Annotated in this window: 11 protein-coding genes; 8 read left to right on the top strand and 3 right to left on the bottom strand. The window is 66.0% G+C overall.

Annotation, left to right across the window (positions count from 1 at the left end):
• Positions 1-26 precede the first annotated feature (26 nt).
• From ASE13_RS10705 to ASE13_RS10680, 6 genes are all read left to right on the top strand, one after another.
• On the top strand, positions 27-548 hold the full coding sequence (locus ASE13_RS10705; protein WP_056615244.1) for a flagella basal body P-ring formation protein FlgA: 522 nt from the start codon (positions 27-29) through the stop codon (positions 546-548).
• A gap of 70 nt (positions 549-618) precedes the next feature.
• Positions 619-912: a flagellar biosynthesis anti-sigma factor FlgM gene (gene flgM / locus ASE13_RS10700; RefSeq protein WP_056615241.1), complete on the top strand. Its 294-nt coding sequence runs from the start codon at positions 619-621 to the stop codon at positions 910-912.
• Positions 899-1,210, top strand: coding sequence for a hypothetical protein (locus ASE13_RS10695; protein ID WP_056615238.1), 312 nt, complete (start codon positions 899-901; stop codon positions 1,208-1,210). Before flgM ends, ASE13_RS10695 begins: the two co-directional genes overlap by 14 nt.
• Before the next feature lie 63 nt (positions 1,211-1,273).
• Complete coding sequence (locus ASE13_RS10690) at positions 1,274-2,161, top strand: hypothetical protein (protein ID WP_056615235.1); 888 nt, start codon at positions 1,274-1,276, stop codon at positions 2,159-2,161.
• A gap of 35 nt (positions 2,162-2,196) precedes the next feature.
• Complete coding sequence (gene flhA / locus ASE13_RS10685; RefSeq protein WP_056617640.1) at positions 2,197-4,245, top strand: flagellar biosynthesis protein FlhA; 2,049 nt, start codon at positions 2,197-2,199, stop codon at positions 4,243-4,245.
• Positions 4,246-4,274: 29 nt separating this feature from the next.
• Positions 4,275-5,009 carry a sigma-70 family RNA polymerase sigma factor gene (locus ASE13_RS10680; RefSeq protein WP_156404854.1) on the top strand — a complete coding sequence of 245 codons (735 nt, stop codon included), beginning with the start codon at positions 4,275-4,277 and terminating at the stop codon, positions 5,007-5,009.
• A 69-nt stretch (positions 5,010-5,078) separates the two neighbouring features.
• Here the strand turns inward: ASE13_RS10680 and ASE13_RS10675 are convergent, their stop codons facing one another.
• The 3 genes from ASE13_RS10675 to ASE13_RS10665 form a co-directional block, all read right to left on the bottom strand.
• Positions 5,079-8,099 carry a TonB-dependent receptor gene (locus tag ASE13_RS10675; protein WP_056615228.1) on the bottom strand — a complete coding sequence of 1,007 codons (3,021 nt, stop codon included), beginning with the start codon at positions 8,097-8,099 and terminating at the stop codon, positions 5,079-5,081.
• Positions 8,100-8,302: 203 nt separating this feature from the next.
• Complete coding sequence (locus ASE13_RS10670; RefSeq protein WP_056615226.1) at positions 8,303-10,945, bottom strand: glycoside hydrolase family 3 protein; 2,643 nt, start codon at positions 10,943-10,945, stop codon at positions 8,303-8,305.
• A gap of 186 nt (positions 10,946-11,131) precedes the next feature.
• Positions 11,132-11,950 carry a flagellin gene (locus ASE13_RS10665; protein WP_056615219.1) on the bottom strand — a complete coding sequence of 273 codons (819 nt, stop codon included), beginning with the start codon at positions 11,948-11,950 and terminating at the stop codon, positions 11,132-11,134.
• A 218-nt stretch (positions 11,951-12,168) separates the two neighbouring features.
• Between ASE13_RS10665 and ASE13_RS10660 the strand changes: the two genes are divergently transcribed.
• Positions 12,169-13,416 carry a sigma-54 interaction domain-containing protein gene (locus tag ASE13_RS10660; protein ID WP_056615216.1) on the top strand — a complete coding sequence of 416 codons (1,248 nt, stop codon included), beginning with the start codon at positions 12,169-12,171 and terminating at the stop codon, positions 13,414-13,416.
• Positions 13,413-13,763, top strand: a complete 351-nt coding sequence (gene fliE, locus ASE13_RS10655; protein WP_056615212.1) for a flagellar hook-basal body complex protein FliE — start codon at positions 13,413-13,415, stop codon at positions 13,761-13,763. The genes ASE13_RS10660 and fliE overlap by 4 nt, the downstream gene beginning before the upstream one ends.
• Positions 13,764-13,767 lie beyond the last annotated feature (4 nt).

The following is a 13,767-nucleotide window of genomic DNA, read 5'->3' as shown; positions in this document are numbered from 1 at the left end:
TTTGCCGCCCGCTCAAGGAGACTCTCATGCTGCTGTCCCTCGCTCTCGTCGCCGCCGCGCCGGCTGCCGCGCAGGACTTCCAGTCGACGCCGGTGCTCGACACGATCGTCGCCCAGTTCACCGGCGTGGGCGTGGGCGAGCAGGGCGGCGCCCGTGCGCCGGTCGACAAAAGGCTGAAGCTTCAGGCGTGTCCCGCCCCGCAGCTCGAATGGCGCAGCGAAGCGAAGGACGCGGTGGTCGTGCGCTGCATGGCGCCCGCCTGGCGCATCTATGTCCCGGTCAATGCCGTGCCCCAGCCCAAGGCGGCGCCCGTCGTCACCGCGCAGGCGCCGGCCGCTCCGGCCAGGCTCGCGCCGGTGATCCGCCGCGGCGATCCGATCACCGTCGAGGCCGGTTCGCCCGGCTTCTCGATCACGCGTGACGGCATCGCGATGGGCGATGCCGCGCCGGGCGCACGGCTGATGGTCAAGGTCGACGACAAGAAGCCGCCGATCCAGGCAGTGGCGCTCGAATCCGGCCGTGCCCGCCTGCCCGGATGGACCGAATGATTTTTTCCTAAAGCCGCCCCTGAAGCGGCCGTTCCTATCGCTGCAGGAACAGTTTCCCGAGGAAGCAGCAATGGTGGATCCCATCGGCAACAAGGCAGGCGCGGTCGCTGACCGCCGCATTGCGCCGGTCGCTCCCGCCGCTCCGGTGGAAGTGGCGAAGCCCGTCGCCAACGAAGTGAAAGCGGTCGAATCTACCGCCGCCGAACTGTCGAGCGCGATGGCCGCCAAGCCTCCGGTCGATGCCGAACGCGTCGCGAAGATCCGCAAGGCGATCGAGGACGGCAAATTCCCGATCTACCCCACGACGATCGCCGACCGGTTGCTCGCGCTGAAGCTCGAATGGAGCCCCAATGACGCGGCGTGATGCGCTCATCACCGTGATCGAATCGCTTCACGCCGAGATCGCGGCGCTGAAGGCGAGCGACGCTGCCGCGCTAGACGCGGCGACGCGCGCGAAGCTGTCCGGCATCGATACTGTCGCGCTCTACGATGGCGAGGCACCTTCGCCCGAGGTCAAGGAGCTCGCCGCCGAGGCGCACCGCCTCAACGAGACCTGCCGGATCTACGTCAATCTGATGGCGGCAAATGTTCGCCGCCGCCTGCAACTTCTTTCCGGCGAGACGGCACCAGCCTATCGACCGGGCGGGTACGCCATCGCCTGAGGGCGGACTGGCACGGTCCTTGCTGATCTGCACCCTATCAAGGGTTAATCGGATCACGGATCGATGAGCATCGTATCGGTCAATACCAAGGCAGGCATCCAGACGGCGATCGCCGCCGCCAGCCGCAAGACCGGAATCGACTTCAACTATCTGCTGGGTCAGGCGCAGGTCGAGAGCGGCATGCGCGCCGATGCGCGCGCCGCCACGTCGAGCGCGACCGGCCTCTATCAGTTCATCGAGCAGAGCTGGCTCGGGGTGGTCAAGGATCACGGCGCCGAGCACGGCCTTGGCTGGGCCGCGGACTCGATCCGCCAGACCGCCAGCGGTCGCTATGTGGTGAGCGATCCCGCCACGCGGCGCGCGATTCTCGACATGCGCAGCGATCCCGGCACCGCGGCGCTGATGGCGGCCGAGCATGCCTCGGACAACAAGGCCGTGCTCGAGGACAGGCTCGGCCGGCCTGCCACCGGCACCGATCTCTACATGGCGCATTTCCTGGGGCAGGGCGGCGCCGCGAAGTTCCTCGGGGCGATGGAGAACAGTCCCGATCGTGCCGGCGCGGCGCTGTTTCCAGCCGCCGCGCGCGCTAATCGCAGTGTCTTTTATGCCTCGAATGGCCACCCCCGCACGCTGGGCGAAATCTACACCCGCCTAACCGCCAAGCTCGACCACGGCGCTGCCGCGGTCGGCGCGACCGGTCGCGCGTCGGACGCGTTCGACGATCTCTCCAACGGTCTCGACGCGTTCGGCGCCGGTATTGGGGATGCCGAAGTGGTGCTCGGCAACGACGCGATCGGCGGCGACCGGCATTGGGTCGAGACCACGCTCGCCCAGCTCCAGTCTGCGCGCTCCGGCACCGACGTTGCCGGCGGCGAGCGGCTCAATCCGTTCCGGCCGACGCCGGAGACGGCGAAGCTCGCTTATCTCATGCTCGCGAAACTGGGGGCCTGATCCTCGTGAACGGACTTGCCCTGCCCGCCGGTTTGCTGCCGGCACTCCGGAGCTTCTCGCTTCCCGGCGCCATCCTGCTGCTCGTCGCCTTGCTGGTCGTGCCGATCCCGGCCGTCCTGCTCGATGCCTTCTTCATCATGAACATCATGATCAGCCTCGCGGTGCTGATGGTCGCGCTCAATGCGCAGAAGCCGCTCGATTTCTCCGCTTTCCCCACCGTTCTGCTGTTCGCGACCCTGTTCCGCCTCGGCCTCAACGTCGCCTCGACGCGTGTCGTTCTGGTCAACGGGCATGAGGGCGGCGCCGCGGCGGGCCATGTCATCGAAGCGTTCGGGACCTTCCTCATCGGCGGCGACTATGTCGTCGGTATCGTCGTGTTCGCGGTGTTGCTGATCATCAACATGATCGTCGTCACCAAGGGTGCGGGCCGCGTCTCCGAAGTCAGCGCGCGCTTCACCCTCGATGCCCTGCCCGGCAAGCAGATGGCGATCGACGCCGATCTCAACGCCGGGCTGATCACGCCCGACGAGGCGCGCGCGCGCCGGGTCGAGGTCTCGACCGAGGCCGATTTCTACGGCGCGATGGACGGTTCGTCCAAGTTCGTGAAGGGCGACGCGATCGCCGGGCTGCTGATCCTCGCGATCAACATCGTCGGCGGCCTGATCCTCGGCGTCGTCAGCCACCAGATGACGGTCGGCGATGCGGCGCAGAGCTATATCATGCTCGCGATCGGCGACGCATTGGTGGCGCAGCTGCCCGCGCTGATGCTCTCGATCGCCGCCGCCGCGATCGTCACCCGAGTCAATTCCACGCACGATCTCGCCGGCCAGATCGGCAGCCAGTTCGGCAGCCACAAGACCTGGACTCCGGTCGCAGTGATCCTCGGCCTGCTCGGGGTGATGCCCGGCATGCCGCATTTCGTGATCCTGCCGGCCGCCGCCGTTGCGGGTTTCGCGGCGTGGAAGCTACGGAAAATCGCCAATCGCCCACCGCCGCCCGCACCCGCCGCCGAGCCGGTCGATCTGTCGAAGATCGGCTGGGAGGAAGTCACCGACAATATGCAGGTGATGCTCGACATCGGCTACGGCCTCGTGCCCTTGGTCGACGAGCGCCGCGGCGGGCCGTTGATGGGCCGGATCACCGGGGTGCGCCGCCAGCTCTCCAAGGATCTCGGCTTCGTCGTCCCGCAGGTCCGCGTGCGCGACGATATCAACCTCGCGCCTTTCACCTATCGGATCATCCTGGGCGGCGTCGTCATCGGCGAAGACACTGTGTCGCCCGACGAGATGCTCGCGCTCGATACGGGACAAGCCGTCGGCAAGCTCCAGGGCAAGCCCGTTCGCGACCCCACTTTCGGGCTCGATGCAGTGTGGGTGGCAAACGGCGATGCCGATGCCGCCACCGGCGCAGGCTATCTCGTCGTCGATCCCGGCACCGTGATCGCGACGCACCTCAACCACGTCCTGATCCAGAACGCCGCCGACCTGCTCGGCCCCGACGAGGTCCAGGCGCTGCTCGACGGACTCAAGGAGCGCGCCGCCTCGCTGGTCGCCTCGCTCTCCCCGCAGCCGGTGCCGCTCACCACGCTCACCACGGTGCTGCGCGGGTTGCTCCAGGAGAATGTGCCGCTCAAGGAATTCCGCCGGATCGCCGCGGCGATCGCCGTCGCCGCGCAGAAGACGCTCGATGCCGAGGAGATCCTCGAGCTGATCCGCCCCGATCTCGGCCCGCTGATCATCCAGCGGCTGTGCGGGGTGCGCGAGCCCCTCAGGGTGATGACGCTCGAAGGCCAGCTCGAGGCGCTGCTGGGGCAGGCGGTCCGTTCGGACCCGTCGCGCCGCCACACGATCGAGCCGGATCTCGGCCGCCGCATCGCCGAGGCGCTCCAGCGCGCCGCGGGGCCGCTGATCGCCGAGGCCAAGCCCTTCGCATTGGTCGTCCAGCCGGCGATCCGCGTGGCGATCCGCAAACTGGTCAAGACCATCCTTCCCGACACGCCGGTGATGAGTTTCTTCGAAGTGCCCGAGGACAAGGCCGTCGAAGTCGTCGCCGTGATCGGTGCGCCGGAGGCGCTTGCAGCATGAACGCTTTCACACCGGGGAACCTGAAAGACATGGCTTCTCTCGCATCCGCGCCGCTCACCTATGAACGCGCGCCCTCGCCGCAACGCGATGCCGAGGCGATGGTGCGGAAACATCTGCCGCTGGTCCGGAAGATCGCGTGGCACGTGCACGGCTCGATGAGCTCGATCGTCGAGGTCGAGGACCTCATCCAGATCGGCATGGTCGCATTGATCGAGGCGGTGAGCGGCTTCGAGGATCGCGGGCAGGTTACCTTCGAGCAATATCTGATGACGCGGCTGCGCGGCGCGATGATCGACGAATTGCGCCGCCAGGCGACGCTCACGCGCGGCGCGATGCGCCGGCGCAAAGCCTATCAGGAGACGGTGTCCATGCTCGCCACCGCATTGGGCCACGCGCCGAACGACGCGCAGGTCGCGGAAAAGCTCGGCGTGAGCCCGGAGAAGCTGCGCATCGAATATGCCGGGGCGGAGGCGGTGCGCTTCGATTCGATCGACGACCTCTATTCGGACGAATCGCCATGGTTCATGTCCGACGAGCCGAACGCGTTCGACCAGCTTGCCGAAGGCGACCAGCGCGAGGCGCTGATCGCGGCGATCGGCGAATTGCCCGAGCGCGAGGCGCAGGTGGTCCAGCTTTATTATGTCGAGGAACTCAACCTCGAGGAGATCGGCCTGGTGCTCGGCGTGGGCGCCGCGCGGATCTGCCAGATCAAGGCCTCGGCGCACGCCCGGCTAAAACGCGCACTCCAGCGCCGGCTGGGCTGATTACATAGCAAGACGGCGGCCTCCCGAGGGAGACCGCCGTCCTGAGGCGCGAGGGAGCGCTCAGCTTTTTTAGAACTTGAACGAAGCGCCGGCCTTGAACGTCCGTCCGATGAGCCCGGCATAGTGCCAGGTCGTCAGGAAGTTCGGCGAGCTGGCATAGGATGCCGGCGCGATCGGTGCGCGCGCGTTCAGCACGTTGCCCACGTTCGCGAAGAACGTGAAGCTGTCGTTGACCTTGATCGAGCCGTTCAGGTCGACCGTGATGAAGCTCTTCACGTAGCAGAACTTGTTGAACCCCGGACCATCGTTCGGTGCCTTGTAGAGCGATGCCGAGCAATCGGTCGAGATATTGCCCTGGTCGGTAGCAACGGCCTTGATCTTGCCGACGTAATAGGCGGTCGCGCTCAGCGAGAAGTCATCCGTTTCGAGCGTGGTCTGCCAGTTACCGCGCCAGCTGGGCGTGCCGTTGCCGGACGACAGATCATACGGCCCAAGCGTACCCGCAAAACGCTGAACACCGTTCGCAGTATGGCGGTTGTACAGCATGACATGGGTCGCTTCGACACGGCTGGTTAGGCGCAGACCGTCGCTCAGCGGCGCACGAACCGTGGCCGAGAAGTCGAGACCGGTCGTCAGATCATTGTTCACGTTCACGAACGGAGCATTGATGATCAGCAGACGCGGCAGCGCATTCGGGAACAGCGGATCGACGGCGTCGATGGTGTTGACCGAGTAGCCCGGGCCAACCGCAGCAACCGCGGCAGTCGCGGCAGCCAGCGTGGTCTGGCCATAATAAGCGGCGATCGCGTCACCCGCACGCGGACCATTTGCAATCAGGTTCGACTTCTTCACGTTGTAATAGTCGACCGTCATGCTCAGCCACTTGAAAGGCTCGAAGATCGCGCCGGCGGTGAAGCTGCGCGACGTTTCCGGCTTCAGGTCCGGGTTGCCGACGAAGCCGCGGCCGACCGAATATTGGGCATTATACGGGTTGCCGGCCGCACAAGTGCCCGGCGGGTTAGGCGAATGCTGTGCACAGAAGAGGGTCGAAGGGGTGGTGGTCACGAAGCCGGCATATTGCGAGCGCGGACCCGATTCGGCGAAGGTCGGTGCACGAAAGCCCTGCGAATAGGTGCCGCGGACCGCGAATTGCTGGATCGGCGTGAACTTCGCGCCGATCTTCGGCGAGAAGCGGCCGAAGCCTTCCGAATAATGGTCGTAACGGCCCGATGCGTTGACTTCGAGCACGTCGAGGATCGGCGCCTGGATTTCGAAATATCCGGCCGAGACGGTGTGCTTGCCGAACGCCGACGAGGTGGTCAGGCTGTAGGTGTCGAGTGCGGCGTTCTGGTTGTTGTTCTCCAGTTCCTCGTGACGCACCTGGCCGCCGACCGCGACCATGAGCGGGCCGCCGGGCAGGTCGAACAGCTGCTTGGTGACCGATGCATCGAGCGAATACATTTCGGAGAAGGACGGCGTGATCTTGTCCGGCGCAATGAAGTTGCGCACCGCCGCGCTGTTGAGCGACGGGTTGACGAAGTTGTACGCGCCTGTGTTGATCGCGTTCAGCGTGTTGGCGATGTTCAGATAGCCGTGCTGGACGATCTCGAGGTTGTCGCGGGCATAGACGGCGTCGACCTTCCAGTTCCAGTCGCCTCCGAACGAGCCGTGCAGGCCGCCGGCGACGCGGTACACTTCGTTGGTACGATCGCTGCCGGCCTTGATGTCGCCGAACAGATAATAGATGCGCGCCGCGCCGATATTCGGAGTCAGGGCGTTGGCGGCCGCATAGGGATTGTTCGGGTTGAGCGTACGCCCGGCCGTGCCGACGGTCGCGCAATTGACGCCCGACGGGCAGATCCACACCGGAAGCACGATGCCCGGATTGCTGGAGGCGAGAGCCGGCGCGCCGCCATAAGGCTGCGTGTTACGCAGCGCGCGCGGGGCGTTCAGGATGCTGACATAGCTGTTCGAGTAGCTGCCGGTGATATAGGCTTCGATATCGTCCGACAGGCGGACGCTCACGCGGCCGTTGATGGACCATTTGCGCTGCAGCGGCGCTAGCTGGAAATATTCGTCTTCCAGATTGTGCCGGCAGCCGGTGCCGTTCACGGCCGAGCTGGTCTGCGTGTAGGTGCCGAAGCTGCAGTTCAGGTTGAGCGACTGGAATTGCGTGCTCAACGCCGTGGCCGAACCGGCCAGCGGGTTGTTGAGATTTGTCTGGTTGACGCGCACCACGACAGCATTCGGCGTCGCGGTGGTCAACGAGTTGTCCGTCAGGTTGTTGTCGTTGCCGCCGATCGAAGTGAGATCGCGGTTGTTGTACGGGAAACCGCGGCTGTGGTTGCTGACGCGACCGTCCTGCTGATATTCGCCGTTGAGATAGACGTTCCAGCCCTGCGTATCATAGTCGCCGAAGCCGGCGGTCAGGTTGGCGCGCTGGCGGCCGGCGTCGCCCTTTTCCGATACGCCGCCTTCGACCGTGCCGGCGATGCCGTTGAACTGCTTCTTGAGGATCAGATTGACCACGCCGCCGATCGCGTCTGCGCCATAAGTGGACGAGGCACCGTCCTTCAGGACTTCGACGCGATCGATCAGGCTGAACGGGATCGAGTTCAGGTCGACATAGGCGTTGTGGCCGTCGTCGCTGATCGGGAAGTTGGTCGAGCGCAAGCCGTCGACCAGCACCAGCGTCGACGAAACGCCGAGGCCGCGCAACGACACTGCCGAACCGCCGGCCGAGAAGCCGCTCTGGAAGCCGACGCCGATCGAGCCGGCGCCGTCCGCCGAGATCGAACGCACCGCTTCCGCCACGGTGGTGATACCGGCCTTCGCCAACGAATCGGACGTCAGCACCGTGACGGGCGAGGGAGTCTCGGTATCGGTGCGGCGGAACAGCGAGCCGGTGACGACGATGCTGTCCTCCTGACCTTCTGCTTCCGGAGCCGCAGCCTGCGAATCTGCGGCCTGCGGCGCGGCGGTCTGCGCGTCCTGCGCGAAGGCAGGGCTGGCGAGCAGCCCGAGCGCCAGCGCGAACGGCGCGGCACCACGCCGCAGCGATGCTGCGGTCGATCGATTGTGGAACAACATTGAAAAAATCTCCCTGAACGCCCGTCTCTCGGAAGGGTCGACTGGGCACATACGGTAAGCCCCCGCCCGCGTGCCAATGTTTCCGCAACTGCCCCGTCGGAAACAAATTGTAAATGTGGGTGCAACAAAAAGTCGCGTGTGTTGTATCTGTACAACACACGCCGCACTGCAGCATTTCTCGCAATTGTGGCGTCGAGCGGTCGCTATTTGGGGAGCACGGCGCTCCCCGCAACCTCCAGCTGCGCCGCAACGCCCGGGGCCGCCGGCAGGCCCGGCCGCGCCTCCGGCTGGCCGCCGCCGATCCACAATTGCACGCGCCCCGGGAACACCCGACGCACGCCGTCCTCGCCCACCACGCTCAGCGCCCGCGCATCTAGCGTGAAGGCCGTCTTGCGCGTTTCTCCGCGCTTGAGGTGCACGCGCTCGAACCGCTGCAGCGCGCGAACCGGTGCACCCGGCACGCCTGGATGCGAGACATAGAGCTGGACGACCTCGTCGCCGTCGCGAGGCCCCTGATTGGTGACGTCGACCGAGATGTCGACGGTGCCGTCCGCCTTCACGGTGGGCGTGCTCAGCCGCGCCGGCGCATAATGGAAGCGCGTGTAGCTCAGCCCATGGCCGAAGGGGTAAAGCGGATCGCCGGTGAAGTAGCGATAGGTCCGCCCTGCCATGTGATAGTCGGGAAAGGGCGGAAGCTGGTCGGTCGATTTGTAGAAGGTGACTGGCAGGCGCCCGGCGGGGCTGAAATCGCCTGCGATCAGCCCCGCCACCGCGTGCCCGCCTTCGCCGCCCGGATACCAGGCCTCGACGATCGCTGGGACATGCGCATCCGCCCAGTTCACGCTGAGCGCACTGCCGTTCATCAGCACCAGCACCACCGGCTTGCCGGTCGCGTGGACGCGCTCGAGCAATTTCTGCTGTGGGGCGGGCAGGTCGAGGCTGGTGCGGTCGCCGCCGGCGAAACCCGGGGCCGTCACCTTCATCTCCTCGCCTTCGATCCGCGCCGAAAGGCCGCCGACGAACAGCACCAGATCGGCCCGTTTCGCCGCTGCCACGGCATGGTCGCCGTCGCCGCTCGGCACGCTCCAGACGAGCTGCTGGCTGCTGCGCTGCCCGCGCTGGAAGCCTTCGACCCGCAGCGGGTATTTGCGCCCCTTCTCGAGCGTGATCGTGCCCGACAGGATCGAAGGCGCGTCGCCGACGCCCCATTCGTCGACGACGAGCTTGTCGCCGACCCAGACGCGATAGCCGTTCTCGCTCGCGAAGCGGAAGCCGAATTCGCCGCTCTCGGGTGCGACGAGCGTGCCGGTCCAGCGGGCGGATGTCGCACGATCACCGCGCCATTCGAAGCGGGCATTGGGGTCCACGCGCGTCTCGATCGCCGCACCCGCGAGCTCGACGCCCTTGAAGAACTCGGCCTTGAGCCCCGGCGTCCGGCAAGCGGCATCGACGCACAGCACATTGTCGGGCACCGGCAGCTCCGCCGGGCCGATCAGCCCCGTGCCTTGGACGTGGAGGATCTTCGCCTTGGGATAGCGGGCCCGGATGCCGTCGAGCACCGTCACCGGCTTCGAGGGGGTGCCGTAATAATTGCCGACCAGCGCATCGAAGCTGTCGGCGTTGGGCCCGATCACTGCGATCGTCCCCGGCTCGCCTCTGATCGGCAGCAGATCGCCTTGGTTCTTGAGCAATACCATCGACGCTTCGGCCATCTTGCGCGAAAGCGCGTGATGCTCGGGGGTATCGTAGTCCTTGGCGGTGACGTCCGCGAAGGGAAGCTGCGGATCGAACAGCCCCAGCCGGATCCGCGCCTCGAACAGCCGCTGGAGCGACCGGTCGACCACTGTCTCGGGCAATTGCCCCGATTTCACCGCCGCGACGATGTTCTCGGGCTCTGTGGTCATGTGGTTGCGATAGTCGCCGCAGATCAGGTCCATCCCCGCCTTGAACCCGACCGCGACACCCTCGGCGGCGGTTCTGGTGTAGTGGAGCGAATCGGGCCGGTAGATATTCGCCGCCGCGCCGCAATCGGACACGACATAGCCCTTGAAGCCCCAGCTCTTGCGGAGAATGTCCTCCATCAGGCGGCTGTTGGCACAGCCCGGCACGCCGTCGATGGCGTTGTACACGCACATGATCGATTCGACCTTGCCCTCAGTCACCGTCGCGCGGAACGCGGGGAGATAGGTGTCCTCCAGATCGTGCGGAGTCGGATGGACGTCCTCGCGGTGCCGGTTGCTCTCGGGACCGCTGTGGACGGCGAAATGCTTCGACGTCGCCACCGTCTTCAGGAACCTCGGATCGTTCCCCTGCAATCCGGCGATATAGGCGATGCCCAGCCGGCCGGAGAGAATGGGATCCTCGCCATAGGTCTCCTGCCCGCGGCCCCAGCGCGGATCGCGGAAGATGTTGATGTTAGGGGACCAGACGGTGAGCCCGCGATAGAAATCGCTGCCGCCGTCGGGATGCCGCCGCTCGATGAACTTGGCGCGGAACTCGGTCGACACCGCGTCGCCGACCTGCCGGAGCAAAGGTGCGTCCCACGATGCCGCCATGCCGATCGCTTGCGGAAACACCGTGGCGATGCCTGCGCGCGCAACGCCGTGCAGCCCTTCGTTCCACCAATTATATTGCGGAACGCCGAGACGCGGGATCGCTGGCGCGGTGTGGCCGAGCTGGTGCGCCTTTTCCTCCAGCGTCATCCGCGCGATCGTGTCGCGCGCGCGTTGTTCGGGGGTAGCGGAAGTATCGTTTAGAAGCCTTGGGGCGGCGGTCTGCGCGCTCGCCAGCGGCGCCCATGCGGCCGATCCCAGCAGGGCAAGCGCGGTCGTCAGCTTACGGATCACAGGCCTCTCCAATTCTGTTTGCGAAGAGGCTATCGCATTTCTGGTAGCGCTACCAGTCTCGACGAAGGGCAAAGGAAAACCCCGATGGTCACGCGGACCACCGGGGTTCCCCTTGCGCCCTCCCCCGAAGAAGAGGTGACCGGCCGCGGTGCCTGTCAGGGGGGTGACACCCCGACCGGCACGCGGTTAACGGAGCAGCGAAAGAACCGTCTGCTGGCTCTGGTTGGCCTGGGCGAGCATCGCGGTCGATGCCTGGCTCAGGATCTGCGCCTTGGCGAGCGCAGTGGTCTCGGCCGAGAAGTCGGCGTCCTGGATGCGGCTGCGCGCATCGCTCAGGTTGGCGACGTTCGAGGTCAGGTTGTTGACGACCGACTCGAGCTGGCTCTGGCCAGCGCCGAGACCGGCACGTGCGGTGTTGACCGTGCTCAGCGCGGTGTCGAGCGTCGCCAGCGCTGCCGAAGCGGCGGTGTCGGTCGAGATGTCGAGCGCGACGGCGGCGTCGAGATCGATGTCGCTGAAGGTCAAGTCCACCGTGTCGGCCGCGGTCGAACCGGTCTGGATGGTGACGACGCCCGACGTGCCGGCGCTGCCGTCGAACAGTTTGACGCCGTTGAACTCGGTATTGGTCAGGATGCTCGTGATCTGGGTGGCGAGCGCCGCGACTTCGGTCTGCAGGTTGGTGCGGTCGGTGTCCGAATAGGTACCCGAAGCCGACTGGACCGACAGTTCGCGGATACGCTGCAGCATGTTGGTGACTTCTTCGAGCGCGCCTTCTGCGGTCTGCGCCATCGAGATGCCGTCATTGGCGTTACGGATCGCCTGGTTCATGCCGCGGATCGACGCGGTCATGGTCGAGGCGATGGCGAGGCCGGCGGCGTCGTCCTTCGCGCTGTTGATGCGCTTGCCGGTCGACAGACGCTCCATTGCGGTGCCGAGCAGCTTGTTGGCGCTGTTCGACGCGTTCGAGGCGCGAAGCGCCGCGGTGTTGGTTCCGATAACAGTCATGATCAATCTCCATGCTTGTCGGCTTCCCGCGTCCCCCCTGAACGGGAGCCCGGAGCCGCCAAGCCAAGGAACGACAGCGCAATTCCGGGCTTAAGCGAAAAAATCGTCCATCACGCGCGCGCGTAGACGCGCCGGGACCGCAGAAGTGCGCCGTTACGTAGTTTTACGACACGTTAACCACCTTGCCGGCACATAGGTCGCAATCAGGGGGGTTATACATGCGCTCGATCGTTCCTTCGGCAGCAGTTCTCCGACAGAAATACGCTTTGGTCTCGGCGCTTCGTGCGCAGGGTTTCGCGATCGGAACTTGCGAGGACGGCAAGCCCGGCGCGCAGGATCTGTTTCTGATCGCCGACGGCGAAGTGCCGCCCGCACCGGCTCGTACGCTGATCCTCGGCGAGGGCGATCGCATCGCGGTGCCCTTCCTTAACGGCAACCCCGCCCGCCTTTCTTATGGCAGCGACGACGCCGCGATCGGGGCCGGTTTCGCCAGCGCCATGGCCCGTGGCCCGTGGGAGCCCGTCGCCGCCGATCCCGAGAGCCTCGCCTTGCTCGCGCTCGCCGAGCGTGTCGCGGCCTCCGACATCACCGTGCTGATCAACGGTCCCACCGGCACCGGCAAGGAAGTCCTCGCCAAGGCGATCCACATGGGCTCCAGCCGCCGCGACGGCGCGTTCGTCGCGATCAATTGCGCCGCGCTTCCCGAGACGATGCTCGAGGCGATGCTGTTCGGCCACCACAAGGGTTCGTTCACCGGCGCCTCGTCGGGCGGGCAGGGCTTCTTCCGCGCCGCCAATGGCGGGACCTTGCTGCTCGACGAGATCGCCGAAATGCCGCTCGGGCTCCAGGCCAAATTGCTCCGCGCGTTGCAGGAGCGCGAAGTCGTTCCGATCGGCGGCACGAGCCCGGAGAAGATCGACGTCCGCGTCATCGCCTGCGCCAATCGCGATCTGCAGGGCGAAGTCACTGCCGGCCGTTTCCGCGCCGACCTCTATTATCGTCTCGCTGTCTTCCCGCTCGCCACCAAGGCGCTTACCGAGCGCCCGGGCGACATCGCCGCGCTCACTGCGGCGATGGTGCTGCGGCATGCGGGTACGCGCTCGACGCTGCCCTGGGTCACTTGCGAAGCGCTCGAGATCCTCACCGATCACGACTGGCCGGGCAATGTCCGCGAACTCGAGAACGTCATCCAGCGTGCCTTGCTGCTCGCGCCCGGCGACGTCATCGACGCCGGGCATCTGATCTTCGATCGCCGGCCGGAGATGCGGCAGCAGGAGCGTCCCGAGACGCTCAGCAACATCGTCCAGATGCACGAGTTCCAGGCGATCCGCGAGACGCTCGCCGAGTGCAACGGCAGCCGGATCGAGACCGCGAAGCGCCTCGGCATCTCCGAGCGGACGCTGCGCTATCGCCTCGCCAAGGCACGCGAACAGGGTGAAGACATCGCCCAGGCTATCTCGGCATGAGCGGCGTGACCGGCCCGATGAGCGTCGATCGCGTCCTCGCGCTCCGCTCGCAGATCCTCGAGCGCAACGCCGCGCTCACCCGCGCCCAGCAGGCACCCACGCCCACCGCGCCCGCCGAGAGCAAGCCCGCGAGCTTCGTCGACACGTTCCAGGACGCGTTCAAGTCGGTCAATCAGGCCCAGGCCCAGGCCGGCGCACTCTCCGAAAGCTACGAACGCGGCGAGACGATCGACATCGCCAAGGTGATGCTCGCTCGCCAGCAGGCCTCGGTCGGCTTCGAGGCGACCCTGCAAGTCCGCAACAAACTCCTGTCCGCATACAAGGACATCATGAGCATGCCGGTCTGATCCG

Source organism: Sphingomonas sp. Root241 (assembly GCF_001428865.1).
Lineage (GTDB): Bacteria > Pseudomonadota > Alphaproteobacteria > Sphingomonadales > Sphingomonadaceae > Sphingomonas.
This window is presented reverse-complemented; position numbering and strand designations above follow the sequence as displayed.